Raw genomic sequence first — 15,586 nt, forward strand, 5'->3', positions numbered from 1 at the left:
GTCAGGGGATCGCCCGTCACGGGTGAACGTGGCGGGCGGGAAGATCAGGACAGCGCGGATTGCCCGATGCGCTGGCTGCTGCGGCGCAGGCGCCAGCCCATCAGGATGGCAGCGGCGGTCAAGCCGACGATCAGGCCGATCCACATGCCCTGCGGGCCCATGCCCAGCCCCAGGCCGAGCCCGGCGCCGAGCGGCATGCCCAGGCCCCAGTACGCGAACATGGCGATGAACATCGGCACGCGGGTGTCCTTCAGGCCGCGCAGCGCGCCGGCCGACAGCACCTGGATGCCGTCCGGGAACTGGAAGGTGGCCGCGTACAGCAGCAGGGTCGAGGCCAGGCCGGCCACCGCCAGGTCGTTGGTGTACACACCGACGATGGCATCGTGGCCGAACAGCAGCACCGCCGCCGACAACGTCTGCGTGCCCATGATGATCGCGTAACCGGCCCAGGCCGCACGCCGCACGCCGAAGCCGTCACCACGGCCGACCGCATGGCCGACGCGCACGGTGGTGGCCTCGGCCACGCCCATCGGGATCATGAAGCACAGCTGCGCGACATTGATCGCGATCTGGTGCGCAGCGGCTTCGTTGGCACCAAGGCGGCCGATCAGCAGCGCGGTGACGATGAACAGGCCGCCCTCCATCAGCACGGTGATGCCGATCGGCAGGCCGGTGCGCAGCAAGTCCCAGATCGCCTTCCAGCGCGGCCCTTCGAAATGCGAGAACAGCTGCAGATGGGCGAAGCGCCTGGTGAACCACAGGTAGGTGGCGAAGGCGATCGCCTGCAGCCACATCATCACCGCCGAGGCGATGCCCAGGCCTTCGGCGCCCATTTCCGGGAAGCCGAGCTTGCCGTTGGCCAGCACATAGCCCATCGGTGCCAGCACCAGCAGGCCACCGAAGCCGAGCAGCATCGTCGGCAGCGTCCAGTGCATGCCTTCACTGAGATAGCGCATGCAGAAGTACAGGGTCAGCGCAGGTCCGCCCCAGCGCACCGCATGCAGGAACGCGGTCGCCCCCGGCACGATGTCCGGCGCGATGCCGAACGACGGCAGCAGCGGCGGCACCACGGTGAGGAAGGTGAACATGATCAGGCCCAGCCCCAAGGCCAGCCACAGTGCCTGGCGGAACAGCGGGCCGATCTCGCGCTCGCGGCCGGCGCCATGCAGCTGCGACACCGAGGCGGTGAGCGAGATCAGGGTGCCGATCGGAATCAGCATCGGCAGCCACAGCAGCGCCGTACCGATGGTGACGGCGGCCAGTGTGGCCGTGGCGTGGTGGCCGGCAATCACGTTGTCGACGAAGGAGATCAGACCGGTGGACACATGGCCCAGCACAAGCGGCAGGGCGAGCAGACCGGTGGCGCCGACTTCCTTGCTGAAGCGCGGCGTGGAGGTTGCAGTAGACATAAGGTGCTTGAAGCGAACTGCGGTTGCGCGCGAAGGGCACAGGCACCGGGTTGCGGGCGCCCATCTTACGCGGGCGGCGCGTGCATTCCCATGACATGGCGTGAATGCTGGGTTTCAGCCGCCCCACACAAAAAGGGGACGGAGGGGATTAAGTCGTTTCAGGCCCGCTAGTGCCGGATGCGACTTAATCCCCTCCGTCCCCTTTTTTACTGGCCGGCCTGGCGCTTGAGCCAGCTGTCGCGCTCGGCGGCGGGCACGGCGAGGAAGGCGCTGCGCACTGCGTCGCGTTCCTGCGGTGGCGTTCGCTGCGCGACCAGAGTCAGCTGGGCCAGCTGCGCCGGGCTGAGCTGGCGCAGTACGGCCAGCGCGGTCTCGCGCTGTTCCGGCGGCACGAAGCCGAACAAGCCATGCAGCTTGGGGAATTCCAGGCCCAGTTGCGGGCCCAGCCGCCACCCGTCGCGGAACGCCTGGTCCTGGTCGCGGAACTGTTGGCGCAGGCGCTGCTGCTGGTCCGCAGGCAGCGCATTGAATCGCGCAGCCGCCTGGCGGATGCGCTCGCGCTCTCCTTCCGGCAGCGCCCGCCAGGCGGCGTAGTCGGCGCGGCGCTGGCGCTGCTGCTGCGCATCGAGCTGGGCGAAGCCAGAGGGTGCTGCCGTCGACGGTGCTGGCGAAGCCACCGGCGTGGTCGGCGACGTCGGTGGCGGCAACGGCACGTTCAACGATTGCGGCGCGGCAGACAGCGACAACGGCAGGGCCAGCAGCAGGCTGGCGAACACGGACTTATTCATCGGCAGCAGCGGTTTCCAGCGTGGCACTGGCCGGCTCCGGCCGGCTCGGCCTGGATTGCGATTCATCCACCGGCAGCGGGCCGCCCGCGGCAGTCCACGCGTACAGGTCGGCATCGGCAACCAGCGGGTAGTCACGATCGGCCAGCATCGCTGCGTCGTCCGTGGCCTGGGCCGTGGTCGCATCCGGCGTGGCGTTGACCTTGCTGGGTGGCAGGGCTTCCACCGTAACCGGACCGGCTTCGCCCACCACCCCCTCCGGCAGCGGTGCATCACTGCCGAAGGAATGCCCCTGCCAGTGGCGCCAGCCCAGCGCTGCGGCCAACAGTACCGCCACGGTCGCCAGCAGGATCAGCGGACCGCGCCAACGTGGCTTGGCGTTCGTGCGACGGCGCTTGCCATTGGCGGCCGCCCGCTCATCGCGCTGCGGTGCGCGCCAGCTCGGGGTCGGGGCTTCATTGTGGGCGGTCGCGGCGGCGGGTTGTTGCAGCTGCTGCAGGCGCGCGGCCGGCAACTCACGGATACGCGCCTGCACCTGTTCGGCCAACTGGCGCCAGGCCGAGGCATCCGGCTGGCCGTGGGCATCACGCGGGCAGGCGTCGGCCAGCAGGTGCTGGTAGCCGGCCTCGTCCTGGTCGAGCACGCGCATGGCGATGCCCTCGTCCAGGCTGCCCCCCACCCGCAGCAGCAGCGCAAGGCGCGGCAGCGGCGGCATCGCGCCCAGCACGGCCAACGGCGGCAGCCACTGCCCGCCCACCGGCTCGCGCAGCGCCTGGCGCTGGCCCAGAAGGGTCCAGAAGCGGGTCGGCCACTGCGCCATCGGCAGGTCGCTGGCCACTGCGGCAAAGGCGCGCATCACCGCCACCAGGGTCTGCTCGGCACGCGCGGCATCGCCGCACTGCAGTTCAGCGACCACCAGGGCACGGCGCTCGACGCCACGCAGGAACGCCGACAGCGCGCCGGCCGCGGTCGAGGAAACAGGGGCGGGCACAGCCGTCATCGGTCACTCCAAAGGTCTGCCGGCATGATAGCGGCAGGCCATCGACGCCCGTAGGACTTGCGCCCACAGGCACTTCGTGCTGCAGGTTGTGCACAGCACCACGCCCCCTCCGGCGAAAACTGTGGCTTCGGGCTGAATTCACTCTGTTTCAGCATTGTTTCACACTTAAGATATTGATTTTATTGTCTTTTGTCGTGTGGCGATTTTTTGACCAACCCAAGCGTGAGGCCGTCGCCATCGGCCTTCTACGTTTCCGATGGCCGTTAACGCACAACGTTATCCACAGAACATGTGGATAAGACTGAATCTCCAATGGACACCGATATTTAGGTGACATTTATGATTCAACGGGCGCCGCCCCGCCGCTCCCGCTGCTGCCGTTCGCGCGCGCATGGCCCGTTACACTGGCCCGATGCTTTCACCGATTCCGACCCTGCAGGTCGCACTGCCTGTCCCCCTGCCCCGCCTGTTCGACTACCTGTCGCCGGAGGGCGATGCACCGGCGGTCGCGGTCGGCTGCCGCCTGAAGGTGCCGTTCGGCAACCGGGAGCTGGTCGGTGTGGTGGTGGGGCACGGCCAGACCGACGACGGCCAGGGACTGCGCCAGGCCTTGGCCTGGTGCGACCCGCAGCCGCTGCTGCAGGGGGAACTGTGGCAGAGCCTGCAATGGCTGGCGCGCTACACCCATGCGCCACTGGGCGAGGTGCTGAGCACCGCCCTGCCCGGCCCGCTGCGCCATGGCGAGGTCCTGCCCGACACCCACCACTGGGGTTGGCAGCTGACCACCGAAGGCCACGCCCAGCGTGAAAAGCTGCGCGCCGGCAGCCGTCCACGGCAACTGGCCGAGCTGCTGGCCGAAGCCATCGTGGATGAGGACGTGCTGGGCGAACGCATGCAGGACTGGCGCACCGCCGCGCGCAGCCTGGCCAAGCGCGGGCTGGCCGAGCGGGTTGCGCTGAGCGTGGCCCCCCAACACGCGCAGCCACTGCCCGGTCCCACGCTCAACCCGGACCAGGCCGAGGCGGTGGCCGCGATCAATGCCGCCGACGGCTTCCGGCCGTTCCTGCTGGATGGCGTGACCGGCAGCGGCAAGACCGAGGTCTACCTGCAGGCGATCATCCATTGCCTGGCGCAGGGCAGGCAGGCGCTGGTGCTGGTGCCGGAAATCGGCCTGACCCCGCAGACCCTGGCACGCTTCCGTGGCCGCCTCGGCATCGCCGTGCATGCGCTGCACTCGGGGTTGAACGACAACGAGCGCGCGCGCGTCTGGGCAGCGGCCTCACGCGGCGAAGCGCGCGTCATCGTCGGCACCCGCTCAGCGGTGTTCACGCCGCTGCCCCAGGCCGGCCTGCTGATCGTCGACGAGGAACACGACGGCAGCTACAAGCAGCAGGACGGCATCCGTTACCACGCGCGCGATTTCGCCCTGGTCCGGGCCAAGTCGCTGGGCGTTCCGGTGTTGCTGGGCAGTGCCACGCCCTCGCTGGAAACCCTGCACAACGCCTACGCCGGGCGTTACACCCACCTGCGCCTGAAACAGCGCGCCGGCGATGCGCGGCCACCGCGCGTGCGCATCCTCGATGTACGCAAGCGCCCGCTGCATGACGGCCTCTCGGCCGATGTGCTGGCCGGCATCGGGGAGCATCTGCAGCGTGGCCAGCAGGTGCTGGTGTTCAAGAACCGCCGCGGCTACGCACCGGTGCTGCTGTGCCACGACTGCGGCTGGACCGCGCCATGCCAGCGCTGCGATGCGCCGATGACCGTGCATGGTGGCGGTCGTCGCCTGCAGTGCCACCACTGCGGCGCGCGGCAACCGGCGCCGCTGGCATGTCCGGCCTGCGGCAGCCTGGCGCTGCAACCGCAGGGCATCGGTACCGAACGCCTGGAAGAACATCTCACTGCGGCCTTCGCCGACTTCCCGGTGGTGCGCATCGACCGCGGCACCACCTCACGGCGCGACGCGCTGGAACAGCAGCTGGCGAAACTGGGCGACCAGCCCGGCATCCTGGTCGGCACGCAGATCCTGGCCAAGGGCCACGACCTGCCCAAGCTGACCCTGGTGGTGGTGGTGGGTATCGATGAGGGCCTGTTCTCAGCCGACTTCCGCGCCAGCGAAAAACTGGCGCAGCAGCTGATCCAGGTGGCCGGTCGCGCGGGACGTGCGCGCGACCCGGGCGAGGTCTGGCTGCAGACCCATCACCCCGGGCACCCGCTGCTGGAAACCCTGGTGAGCGGTGGCTACCATCCGTTCGCGCAAGCCGAGTTGAACCAGCGCCAGGCGGCCGGATTCCCGCCCTTCGCGCATCTGGCGCTGATGCGCGCCGAAGCGCAGCAGGTGGAGCATGCCAATGCATTCCTGCTGGCGGCCCGGCACCTGCTGGGCGAACAGAACGTGGTCGAGGCCTACGGGCCGATGCCGGCGCCGATGCCGCGGCGGGCCGGTTACCAGCGCACGCAGCTGCTGCTGTCTGCGGTGCAGCGGCCGCCGCTGCATGGCGTGCTTTCGCAACTGGTTCCGCAGCTGTACGCGCTGCCGGAAGCACGCAAGGTGCGCTGGTCGCTGGATGTGGATCCAACGGATCTTTATTGAGGGGTCAGAGCCCACCCGTCGAGTGGGATCCGACCCCGATGCCCTGGGGTCGGATCCCTTTTCGCAGAAAAGGGCTCTGACCCCGGACGCCTTCGCTTACGTCAGCGGCGACATCACGCCGCGCTGGTAGGCCGGTCGCTCACGCAGGCGCGCATACCACTCGGCCAGGTGCGGCAGGTCCGGGCGCTGGATCGGCAGTTCATACCAGGCGTACACCAGCGAGCCGAGCGGAATGTCGCCCATCGCGAACGTCCCGCCCGACAGCCATGGCTGCGTGGCCAGGGTGGCATCGGCCATCGCCAGGTAGTCACCGGCACGGACGATGGCCGCGCTGATGCGCGCTTCGTCACGGTCGGCCGGCGCGGTGCGCATGATGCCCCAGACCAGGTCGCTGTACAGCGGCGCCATCCGCGAGGTGCTCCAGTCCATCCACTTTTCGGCCTGCGCGCGCTCCATCGGGTCCTCGGCGTACAGCGTGCCCAGCGCATAGCGCGCGCTCAGGTAACGCACGATGGTGTTCGATTCCCACAGCGGCAGGCCGTGGTCCTCGATCACCGGCACCAGGCCGTTGGGATTCATCGCCTGGTACTCCGGCGTCTGCGTGCCGCCATGGCTGCCGCCGACTTCGATGGATTCGTACGGCAGGCCGATCTCCTCGGCACACCACAGCACCTTGCGGACGTTGCTGGAATTGCGGCGGCCCCAGATCTTCAACATGCGGGTTTTCCTTGCTGGCAATGCGAGCGGCAACGATACGCCTGATTGGAGTGGAGATGTGCGTGCCGGATGCGGGATCGGGCGCCTGCGCGCTGCCGGCCAGCGGCCGGCACTACCGGTTCTTTTTTGGCAGCGCGCGCACGTAGGACGACTTGCCATCCTTCTTCAGCTCGAACAGGCCGATCGCCGCCAGCAGATCGCTGAGTTTGCCGTAGCCATAGTTGCGCGGATCGAACGAGGCCTGGTTGCCGATCTGGCTGCCGACCGGCCCCAGGTGCGACCAGCCATCCTCGCCCTCGGCCGAGGACACCGCGCGGCGCAGCATCTTCACCAGCCGGGTGTCGCTGCGCATCTCCGCCCCGCTCTTGCGCGGGCGTGCATCATCATTGGCGACGGGCTCGTTCGATGCCTGTTCGCTCGATGCCTGCTCGGCATCCGGCACGCTGGCGTGGGTCTGGCCCAGCGCTTCCAGGTAGGTGAACTTCGAGCACGCGTTGACGAACGGTTCCGGCGTCTTCTTTTCGCCGAAGCCGTACACCTTCACGCCGTCGGTCAGCAGGCGCATCACCATCGGGGTGAAATCGGCATCGCTCGACACGATGGCGAAGCCATCAAGGTTGCGCGCGTACAGCAGGTCCATGGCATCGATCACCATCGCCATGTCCGACGCATTCTTGCCCTTGCTGTAGGCGAACTGCTGGATCGGGCGGATCGCATACTCATGCAGCACCGCTTCCCAGCCCTTCAACCGCGGGCTCTTCCAGTTGCCGTAGGCACGGCGCACGTTGGCCACGCCATAGCGGGCGACTTCGGCCAGGACCTCGTCGATCTTCGAGGCCGGCGCATTGTCGGCGTCGATCAACAGGGCGATGCGCTTTTCCGGTTCGCTCATGGATTCCTCGCGGGCGGTTGCCTGAACCCGAGTATCGCCGATCCACCCAGGCGCTGACGTGACAGGTGGCCGCCGTGCGAAGATGCCAGGCGCTTCCCCCAATGCCCCCACTGGAGTGAGTCGATGAGTCGCGAGCGCGTTCCCCACCTGGTCGTTGTCGGCGGCGGTTTTGCCGGTCTCTGGGCCACCCGTGCCCTGGCCCGCGAGCGCATACGCATCACCCTGGTCGACCGCCGCAACCATCACCTGTTCCAGCCGCTGCTGTACCAGGTGGCCACCGCCGGCCTGTCCGCGCCGGATATCGCCGCACCGCTGCGCCACATCCTCGGCCACCAGCGCAACGTGGAAGTCCGCCTCGGCGAAGTGGTGGCCATCGACAAGCAGGCACGGCAGATCGGCATGGCCGATGGCAGCACGCTGGACTACGACAGCCTGCTGCTGGCCACCGGCGCTACCCACGCCTACTTCGGCAACGACCAGTGGGCCGAAGATGCCCCCGGCCTGAAAACGCTGGACGATGCCATTGCGCTGCGCCGCAAGCTGCTGCTGGCGTTCGAGCGTGCCGAGGCCGAACCGGACCCGACCAGGAAGGCGGCGTGGCTGAGTTTCGCCATCGTCGGTGGTGGTCCCACCGGCGTCGAACTGGCCGGCACGCTGGCCGAGATCGCGCGCCACACGCTGCGCAACGAATTCCGCCACATCGATCCGGCCAGCGCCAAGGTGCGCTTGGTCGAGGCTGGGCCGCGCGTGCTGTCCTCGTTCCCGGAAGTGCTTTCGCTGAAGGCGCGCCGCCAGCTGGAAAAGCTGGGCGTGGAAGTGCTGACCGGTACCCCGGTGAGCGACATCGACAGCCAGGGCTTCAAGCTCGGTGAGCAGTTCGTGCCGGCCCGCACCGTGGTCTGGGCCGCCGGCGTGGCCGCTTCACCACTGGCGCGCACGCTGGACGTGCCGCTGGACCGCGCCGGCCGCGTGCAGGTGCAGCCGGACCTGACCCTGCCCGATCACCCGGAGCTGTTCGTGGCCGGCGACCTGGCCGCACTGAGCCAGGCCGACGGCAAGCCGGTTCCCGGCGTGGCGCCCGCGGCCAAGCAGATGGGCAAGTACGTGGCCGAGGTGGTCCGCGCGCGCCTGCATGGCAAGGCGGCACCGGGGCCGTTCAAGTACGCCGACTACGGCAACCTCGCCACCATTGGCCGCATGGCCGCGATCGTGCACCTGGGCCGGCTGCAGCTCTCCGGCGTGCTGGCCTGGTGGTTCTGGCTGGCCGCGCACGTGTTCTTCCTGATCGGCTTCCGCAACCGCATCGTGGTGCTGCTGAACTGGGCGGTCGCGTACTGGAGCTACCAACGCAGCGCGCGCATCATCTTCGGTGATGATCAGGACGACCGGCGGCCGAGGCGGTAAGGCCGCACGCAACGGGGTCGGATCCCTTTCCGCAGGAAAGGGCTCTGACCCTTGCAGTAGATCCACGCCATGCGTGGATGAGCACCCGCACATCCCCCATCTTCATCCATGCGTCAGCCCCCTGCATTTTTGAGAAGCCGCAGTCAGGAATGGTTGCTGTGCTTCCCGCCGCTCTCGTCAAGCAACGTATCGAATCACTTTTCCGTTGCACTTGAAGCCCAATTCAAATGCCATGTCGATAGCACGCTCAGCGCTACCCACGAAGTAATCCTGCAGCCCTGCGTAGTCTGCAAACTGCGGATTGATGACGTGGGACTTCGCCTCATTCACGGGATGGAAGAAGCCTAGTCCACACATGGCATGGTCGGGCAGGCCGTACCCCACGACCTCGATGCTGGGAACTGGAATCGAAATACTGACCAAGAACTCCATGTCGGAGGGGTATCGCCTCGTGCGTTTGAAGACTCCAATGGAATCGGTGTTCCGGATGACGACGTACATCAGCAATCGCCAACCTCCCAGATCCGCAACGTTCACTTGATCGATCTTCGTCTGCAGGTAGCCGTCCAACATACGGTTGATTTCAAAGATATCGAGCGTTCTGCTGACACCAGGAGATTCGCTCGACACAATGCATCTGATCTGCTTTTCCATGAGCGTGCTGTCTGTCTGATGGCATCAGCCTTCCGCAATGCAACTTTCGTGGCAACTATCCCACCCACTGTGCCTGGCCACAGACCGGGATGAAATCAAGCCGGGCGTCTGGGATAAGGTGGTTTTTCGCAGTCGCGACTTCCAGACAAGTTGCTCGGCGGGAAACGAGAGGTTTCGTGCTACGAATTTACTTTAGTGCCGTATACGACACTGCGTAGCGGAGAGTAGGACCATTCACAAACCGCGTGGCTCTACTTCTTCATCGGGCCACCGGGCACTCGCCGTTTCGACCCGGTCCGGCAGAAGTCCTCCTTCCTCGCGGTGTCCGCAATCTGCGCGGTACTCCAATGCCGGGTGATCCAGATCGCCAACGCGGTGCTGCTGAGATGCCAGCGCAGCATGCCGCGCCGAGGTTGCCGCCACAGGTGGCGCCGGGCAATCCAGAAGGCCTCCCGCTCCACTTCAGGCACCTTGTTCTTCATCCCGTCCTTGTCGAAGAACTGGGCGGTGAAGCGCCAGGGGTTCATCGGCTGGTATCCCGCCCGTGGCTCACCGCTGCACGCAGCCACGCCACTGGGCGCGCGGTCGGCCGGCTTCGGCCGACCGTCCACCAATGCCAGCCCGAGCAGATACAGCAGGCCAGGCAGCAGCGCGATGCCGGCGACCAGCACGATGACGGAGATCCATGCGTTGCCGGCGGCACGCATCGCTCAGTGCGCCTTCGGTTTCGGGTACCACAGTGCGTTGACGATGACCCAGCGCTGGTCGAAACGCCCCATGTGGAAGTAGTCGACGAACCACGGGGTTTCCAGCCGCACCGAGGCCGCGTTGCCGGTCACGTCCAGCACCGTGCAGCGGCGATCCCATTGATCCTTCGGGGTCTTCAGCGCGCCCTGTTTCGTCAGCGAGACCAGCTCTTCCTTCGACATCCGGCGCAGGCCCAGGCGCTCGTCGGGTGTATCGCCGAGGACCGCGCGCTTGGCCAGGTCCGGGTGCAGCGAACGGGCGACGCGCTGCGGATCGGCCTCCAGCTGGCCATCGACGTAGTCGTGGCAGGTGGCTTCGACGGCCGCGATCGTGGCGGGGTCGGCGGCAGGGCTCGTTGCTGCGGAGAGAGCGAACAGCAGGGCGATCGTGGACATCCGGGTCTCCAGCTCTGGGCGCGGGGCGATCATCGCATGGACCGAATGGCCCATCCACGCATGACGTGGATCTACTGTAGAGCCGAGCCCATGCTCGGCTCCCGCATCGGGCAGACGGAACAACAGCCGAGCGTGGGCTCGGCTCTACAGAAGCGCAGGATCCGTTGCCTGCAGCCAGGCCAGCTTGCGTTCGCGGGGCTGCTGCTTGAGTTGCCACTCGGCCCGCGAGGCCGCGGCCCGGTCCGGGTACTCGCGCACGGCCAGCACGCGCAGCGGCGGCCGGGCCCGGGTGTAGCGCGCGCCCTTGCCGGCCTGATGGGCGGCGAAACGCGCCTCCACATCGGTGCTGATGCCGGCGTAATAGCTGCCATCGCGGCATTCGAGCAGGTACAGGAACCACGGGCGGAGGGATGGGGCCATGCCTGGATTATGCCGTGCTGCACTGCAGCGGATATACTGGCGACCGAATGCAGGAGAGAGGCGCCGCGCTGGCGCCCGCCGAAGGCGCAGGCTCCCATGATCGCTCAGGCCGGTGGGCTGGAATCCCACCAACCATGCATTCGACTCGCCGAGCTGGAGAGAGGTCACCGGGCATGCCCGGGACGATCCGCCGAAGGGGCACGCGGCCCATGCCGCTGAACTCTCAGGCAAAAGGACAGCGGGAGCGGCACCGGTCATCGTCATCCCGTCATTGCGCAGGCAGTGGCGGTGGTCGCGCATGGCCGGCCCCACCGCGCCCGGAGCCTGTCCCATGCTGCTGTCCATCATCTACCTGATCGCCATTTCCGCCGAAGCCATGACCGGCGCACTGTCCGCCGGCCGCCGCCGCATGGACCTGTTCGGCGTGGTCATGATCGCCTGCGTCACCGCCCTCGGTGGCGGCTCGCTGCGCGACATCCTGCTCGGCCACTACCCGCTGGGCTGGGTGAAGCATCCCGAGTACCTGGGCTTCACCGTATGCGCGGCGCTGATCGCCACCTGGGTGGCGCGCTGGATGCACCACTTCCGCCGCACCTTCCTGGTGCTCGATGGCCTGGGCCTGATCGCCTTCACCCTGATCGGCTGCTCGATCGCGCGCGAAGCCGGCCATGCAATGCCGATCGTGCTGATCGCCGGCATGCTGACCGGCGCGTTCGGCGGGGTGCTGCGCGACATCCTCTGCAACGAGGTGCCACTCATCTTCCAGAAGGAGCTGTACGCGATCATCGCGCTGCTGACCGGCGCGGCCTATCTGCTGCTGCTGCACTGGGGCGTGGCCGATGCCACCGCGATCCTGTGCTGCCTCGGCGGCGGCTTCGCGTTGCGCCTGCTGGCGATCCACTACCGCTGGGAAATGCCGAAGTTCGTGTACCACGACGAAGTGCATTGAGCCTCTTCGTAAAGTCGAGCCATGCTCGACTGCTCTTTGCAGGAAACCAACGCGCTTCGCGCGCAGGTCGGGCATGGCTCGACGCTACAGGAAGCGGTATCACCACCCCGGCGATGTACCTGGCGCTGTCGCTCATGCGCAGCGCCAGGCGCATCGCCGGTGCAGATGGGCCGGCCTCCAACTCCGACCGGCCCTGATCGCGGCCGCACCCCCGCAGGCGCTGGCCGCCATCCACACACGTGCCGCACTCAGGCGGCTTCCATCAGGCTGCTTCGGACACCTTCACGTCGCGACGGGCGCGCACGGCCGCAGCCAGACGCTCCAGCACCGTCACGGTGGTGTCCCAGTCGATGCAGCCATCGGTGATGCTCTGCCCGTAGACCAGCGGCTGGCCTTCCACCAGTTCCTGGCGGCCACCGACCAGATGGCTCTCGATCATCACGCCAACGATGCGCTGTTCGCCGTCTTCCAGCTGAACAGCGATGTCCTCGATCACCTTCGGCTGGTTCTCGGGGTTTTTCAGGCTGTTGGCGTGGCTGGCGTCGATCATCAGGCGCGTCGGCAGCTTGGCCTTGGCCAGCACCTGGCAGGCGTCGGCGACGCTGCCGGCGTCGTAGTTCGGCTGCTTGCCGCCACGCAGGATCACATGGCAATCCGGATTGCCGGTGGTCGACACGATGGCGGTGCCGCCCTGCTTGGTGACCGACAGGAAGTGATGCGGATTGGACGCCGCACCCACCGCGTCAGCGGCGATCTTGACGTTGCCATCGGTGCCGTTCTTGAAGCCGACCGGGCACGACAGCCCCGAGGCCAGCTCACGATGCACCTGGCTTTCGGTGGTACGCGCGCCGATCGCGCCCCACGCCACCAGGTCGGCGATGTACTGCGGCGAGATCACATCGAGGAATTCGACACCGGCCGGCAGGCCGAGCTTGTTGATGTCGCGCAGCAGGCCGCGGGCAATGCGCAGGCCCTTGTCGATCCTGAAGCTGCCGTCCAGGTCCGGGTCGTTGATCAGGCCCTTCCAGCCCACCGTGGTGCGCGGCTTCTCGAAGTACACACGCATGACGATTTCCAGTTCGCCGGCCAGCGCGTCGCGCAGCGGCTTCAGGCGCTGGGCGTATTCGATGGCGGCCTTCGGGTCGTGGATCGAGCACGGGCCCACCACCACTGCCAGGCGGTCGTCACGGCCGTGCAGGATCTGGTGCAGGGCCGCGCGCGAGGCGCTGACGGTGTCGGAGGCTTCATCGTCACAGGGCAGCATCGCCAGCAGCTGGGCAGGCGGTGTCAGCGGTTCGATGGTGCGGATGCGCAGGTCGTCGGTGTGCGGGGGCATTGCAGGAGATCTCCGGAACGTTGGGGTCCCCAGCGTGGCGGCATGAAAAAAGCCGCCAGGTTCGCTGGCGGCTTTCGGGAATGCGTCTGAAGCTTTCTTCAGGGTGAGCGCAGTCCTTCCTCCGCCAGTGGCTTCGGAAAGTAATACCAGTAAAAGCGGGTGGCGGCTGCGTTCATGGGGTGTATTGATAGCACAGCTTTTGCGCAGTGCAAAATGTTTCATCCGCAACCGGGGGTGCGGTTCAGCGAGGCGCGCGCCAGCGCTGCCTACGCGGCAGCAGCCACGCAAAGCTGCTCATTTGCCATGCACTTCCACGTCCAGCAACAGGCCTTCGTGGATGTCGGCCCAGCGCTCCAGCACGCGGTCCAGCTCCTGCCTGGCCTCGTCCAGCTGCTCGGGATTGAGCAGGGAACGGGTGGTGTAGAGGTCGGAGACCAACCGCCGCAGGGCCGCCTCCGGGATGGCCACCGACGGCCCTTCCCGCCCCGGCAACTGCAATGCCGGGCTGTCGCCAAGCGGGCCGAACAGCGTGACCTGGAGCGTGCTCTGCATGATCAACTTCCCTGCGGATGGACATGGGCAATGTCCTGTTTACCGCGTCCGGGTGACAGGCGCATGTGCCATGCGCGTCCGGAGACGCTGCTACAAGGCGGCCAGGTCGGCAAGGTGCCGCCCCATCCCATCGTCTGCGCCGACGGCGTTGATGGTGGCGAAGTACTGATGCCAACCGGTGGCGGCAATGCCGGCCACCAGCGCATCGGCGTCCGCGCGGCTTGCACAGCGCCAGGCCGCATAGAACTGCTCATCGCTGCCGTGCTGTACGCCCCTGGCAATGCGGCCCATCGCCAGCAGTGTGATGCGGACTGGATCGAACTGCTGCATGCCTGCACCGATACGGGCGAAGAAGGCATTCCGCTGCTCGGGCTGGAGCGTGGTCCAGGCGGGGGTGGCGGTATAGAGCTCGATGAAGGTGTGCGACATGCTGCTTCTTCCTTGAAGGTTTGGGGGGTTGCCGGCCAGCGGCCGGCACTACCGGAGCGAGCGCATGGCGCGTTTGCGGATGTAGGCATTGGCATCGCCACGGTGCTGCTGTTGCCAGCGCGCGCACAGCGCACGCAGCCACTGCGGCTGTGTCTTGCCGGCATCATTGAGCCAGTTGCCGACCGAGTCCTGCACATAGCGCTCCGGGTCGTCGGCGAGTGCTTCCAGCATCGCCTCTGCAAGTTCCGGCTGCCGCTTGAACAGCGCGACATGTGTGGCCCACACGCCGCGCGGGCGCAGCGCTTCGCAGGCGAAGCGGCGCAGGTACGGCGATCCTTCCTGCGTCCATGGTTGCAGGTACTCCAGCGCCTGCAGTGGTGCGGCAACAATGTCGGCACGCAGCGCCAGCCACGCCCATTCGCGCACGCCGAAGTGCGGGTCGTCAGCCAGTGGCCGCATCGCCTGCAGCTTGGCCGGCAGCGTCGCGTCGGCTTCGCCGCCGATCAGGTAGCAGGCCCAGCCACGCACCGTGTCTGACGCATGCGCCTGCCAGCGCGCAGGCTCCCCCTGTCCGGCTTCGTGCAGCAACCGCGCCGCTAGCGCCATGCGCTGGGTGATGCCCTTGCCTGAGGCGTCGCGCATGCATTGCAGCGATTCCGGCTCAAGGGCAGGCGCCACCACCTGCAGCAGCGCGGTGAAATCCACGGCCAGGCATTCGGCCAGATGGGTGGCAGCGGCGCTGCCACTGTTGAGTGCACGCAGCCTTTGCGCAGGAACGGGCGTGCTCATGCTGCCGATTCCCGCCCGCCGTCCGTGTGCTGCCAGACCTTGTGCAGCAGCTGCGACAGCTGCTGCTGTTCACCCGCGTCCAGGCCGTCGAACAGGCCGCTGATCCATTGCGTGTGCTGCTCGAACAACGACTCGGCCAAGCGCTTTCCCGGTGCGGTCAATACGATCTGCAGACGGCGGCCATCCCCGTCATCGCTGCGACGCTGCAGCAGGCCTTCACGCTGCAGGCCATCGAGCAGGCCGCTGATGGTGGCACGGGTCACGCCAGCACGCTCGGCCAGCAGGTGCGGCGGCAGCGTGCCACCGGCCCCGTGCAGCAGGAACAGCACGACGAAGCGGCCCTCGCTGAGCCCATGCGGTGCCAGCCGCGCGTCGCAGTCGCGATCGATCGACGAGGACAACGAGAGCAGCTGGAAGCACAGGCGCAGTTGCGCGATGTTGGCGTGGCCGCGTCGCTGCGATTCCTCCAGCAGGGCCTGATGCTTGGCTTCGATCATCTCACGAACGCGATATGGTTA

17 protein-coding genes and 2 riboswitches are annotated in these 15,586 nt (G+C 67.3%); of the genes, 3 read left to right on the forward strand and 14 right to left on the reverse strand.

What is annotated here, in order from left to right:
* Nucleotides 1-44: 44 nt before the first annotated feature.
* The 3 genes from AC5P5W_RS08520 to AC5P5W_RS08530 form a co-directional block, all read right to left on the reverse strand.
* Nucleotides 45-1,409 (reverse strand): MATE family efflux transporter, encoded by a 1,365-nt coding sequence (locus AC5P5W_RS08520; protein WP_046432753.1) that lies wholly within the window; start codon nt 1,407-1,409, stop codon nt 45-47.
* A 206-nt stretch (nt 1,410-1,615) separates the two neighbouring features.
* Entirely contained in the window at nt 1,616-2,197 is a 582-nt protein-coding gene (locus AC5P5W_RS08525; protein WP_134809344.1) for a DUF3106 domain-containing protein, read from the reverse strand.
* Nucleotides 2,190-3,194 carry a hypothetical protein gene (locus tag AC5P5W_RS08530; protein WP_180835836.1) on the reverse strand — a complete coding sequence of 335 codons (1,005 nt, stop codon included), beginning with the start codon at nt 3,192-3,194 and terminating at the stop codon, nt 2,190-2,192. The genes AC5P5W_RS08525 and AC5P5W_RS08530 overlap by 8 nt, the downstream gene beginning before the upstream one ends.
* 412 nt (nt 3,195-3,606) lie before the next feature.
* Between AC5P5W_RS08530 and AC5P5W_RS08535 the strand changes: the two genes are divergently transcribed.
* Nucleotides 3,607-5,784 carry a primosomal protein N' gene (locus tag AC5P5W_RS08535; protein ID WP_197575222.1) on the forward strand — a complete coding sequence of 726 codons (2,178 nt, stop codon included), beginning with the start codon at nt 3,607-3,609 and terminating at the stop codon, nt 5,782-5,784.
* Between the two features lie 96 nt (nt 5,785-5,880).
* On the opposite strand, the gene AC5P5W_RS08540 is transcribed toward AC5P5W_RS08535, so the two are convergent.
* Both AC5P5W_RS08540 and AC5P5W_RS08545 read right to left on the reverse strand, forming a co-directional pair.
* Nucleotides 5,881-6,501 (reverse strand): glutathione S-transferase family protein, encoded by a 621-nt coding sequence (locus AC5P5W_RS08540; RefSeq protein WP_014648579.1) that lies wholly within the window; start codon nt 6,499-6,501, stop codon nt 5,881-5,883.
* A 112-nt stretch (nt 6,502-6,613) separates the two neighbouring features.
* A complete protein-coding gene (locus tag AC5P5W_RS08545) occupies nt 6,614-7,393 on the reverse strand; it encodes an NYN domain-containing protein (RefSeq protein WP_014648580.1) in 780 nt (259 codons plus the stop codon).
* Between the two features lie 123 nt (nt 7,394-7,516).
* Between AC5P5W_RS08545 and AC5P5W_RS08550 the strand changes: the two genes are divergently transcribed.
* On the forward strand, nt 7,517-8,797 hold the full coding sequence (locus tag AC5P5W_RS08550) for an NAD(P)/FAD-dependent oxidoreductase (RefSeq protein ID WP_142235122.1): 1,281 nt from the start codon (nt 7,517-7,519) through the stop codon (nt 8,795-8,797).
* A gap of 177 nt (nt 8,798-8,974) precedes the next feature.
* On the opposite strand, the gene imm9 is transcribed toward AC5P5W_RS08550, so the two are convergent.
* The 4 genes from imm9 to AC5P5W_RS08570 form a co-directional block, all read right to left on the reverse strand.
* Nucleotides 8,975-9,451: an Imm9 family immunity protein gene (gene imm9 / locus AC5P5W_RS08555; RefSeq protein WP_197575220.1), complete on the reverse strand. Its 477-nt coding sequence runs from the start codon at nt 9,449-9,451 to the stop codon at nt 8,975-8,977.
* Nucleotides 9,452-9,702: 251 nt separating this feature from the next.
* The gene (locus AC5P5W_RS08560; protein WP_495221038.1) at nt 9,703-10,158 is read right to left on the reverse strand and encodes a hypothetical protein; all 456 of its coding nucleotides are present in this window, start codon (nt 10,156-10,158) and stop codon (nt 9,703-9,705) included.
* A 3-nt stretch (nt 10,159-10,161) separates the two neighbouring features.
* Nucleotides 10,162-10,593, reverse strand: coding sequence for a nuclear transport factor 2 family protein (locus AC5P5W_RS08565; protein ID WP_032958253.1), 432 nt, complete (start codon nt 10,591-10,593; stop codon nt 10,162-10,164).
* Between the two features lie 144 nt (nt 10,594-10,737).
* A complete protein-coding gene (locus tag AC5P5W_RS08570) occupies nt 10,738-11,013 on the reverse strand; it encodes a GIY-YIG nuclease family protein (RefSeq protein ID WP_014648583.1) in 276 nt (91 codons plus the stop codon).
* A gap of 40 nt (nt 11,014-11,053) precedes the next feature.
* Nucleotides 11,054-11,143, forward strand: a riboswitch (glycine riboswitch).
* 13 nt (nt 11,144-11,156) lie between these two features.
* Nucleotides 11,157-11,262: riboswitch (glycine riboswitch) on the forward strand.
* 82 nt (nt 11,263-11,344) lie between these two features.
* On the opposite strand from AC5P5W_RS08570, the gene AC5P5W_RS08575 reads away from it, so the two are divergent.
* Nucleotides 11,345-11,962 (forward strand): trimeric intracellular cation channel family protein, encoded by a 618-nt coding sequence (locus AC5P5W_RS08575; RefSeq protein WP_005411215.1) that lies wholly within the window; start codon nt 11,345-11,347, stop codon nt 11,960-11,962.
* 262 nt (nt 11,963-12,224) lie between these two features.
* On the opposite strand, the gene AC5P5W_RS08580 is transcribed toward AC5P5W_RS08575, so the two are convergent.
* The 5 genes from AC5P5W_RS08580 to AC5P5W_RS08600 form a co-directional block, all read right to left on the reverse strand.
* Nucleotides 12,225-13,298, reverse strand: coding sequence for a 3-deoxy-7-phosphoheptulonate synthase (locus AC5P5W_RS08580; RefSeq protein WP_014038657.1), 1,074 nt, complete (start codon nt 13,296-13,298; stop codon nt 12,225-12,227).
* Nucleotides 13,299-13,592: 294 nt separating this feature from the next.
* A complete protein-coding gene (locus AC5P5W_RS08585; RefSeq protein WP_014648585.1) occupies nt 13,593-13,850 on the reverse strand; it encodes a hypothetical protein in 258 nt (85 codons plus the stop codon).
* A 90-nt stretch (nt 13,851-13,940) separates the two neighbouring features.
* The gene (locus AC5P5W_RS08590; protein WP_197575217.1) at nt 13,941-14,279 is read right to left on the reverse strand and encodes a DUF6616 family protein; all 339 of its coding nucleotides are present in this window, start codon (nt 14,277-14,279) and stop codon (nt 13,941-13,943) included.
* Between the two features lie 48 nt (nt 14,280-14,327).
* Nucleotides 14,328-15,068, reverse strand: a complete 741-nt coding sequence (locus AC5P5W_RS08595) for a DNA alkylation repair protein (protein WP_197575416.1) — start codon at nt 15,066-15,068, stop codon at nt 14,328-14,330.
* Nucleotides 15,065-15,565, reverse strand: coding sequence for a MarR family winged helix-turn-helix transcriptional regulator (locus AC5P5W_RS08600; protein ID WP_046432771.1), 501 nt, complete (start codon nt 15,563-15,565; stop codon nt 15,065-15,067). The genes AC5P5W_RS08595 and AC5P5W_RS08600 overlap by 4 nt, the downstream gene beginning before the upstream one ends.
* Between the last annotated feature and the right edge of the window lie 21 nt (nt 15,566-15,586).

It is taken from the genome of Stenotrophomonas sp. YJH_SMC_123, from assembly GCF_059368215.1.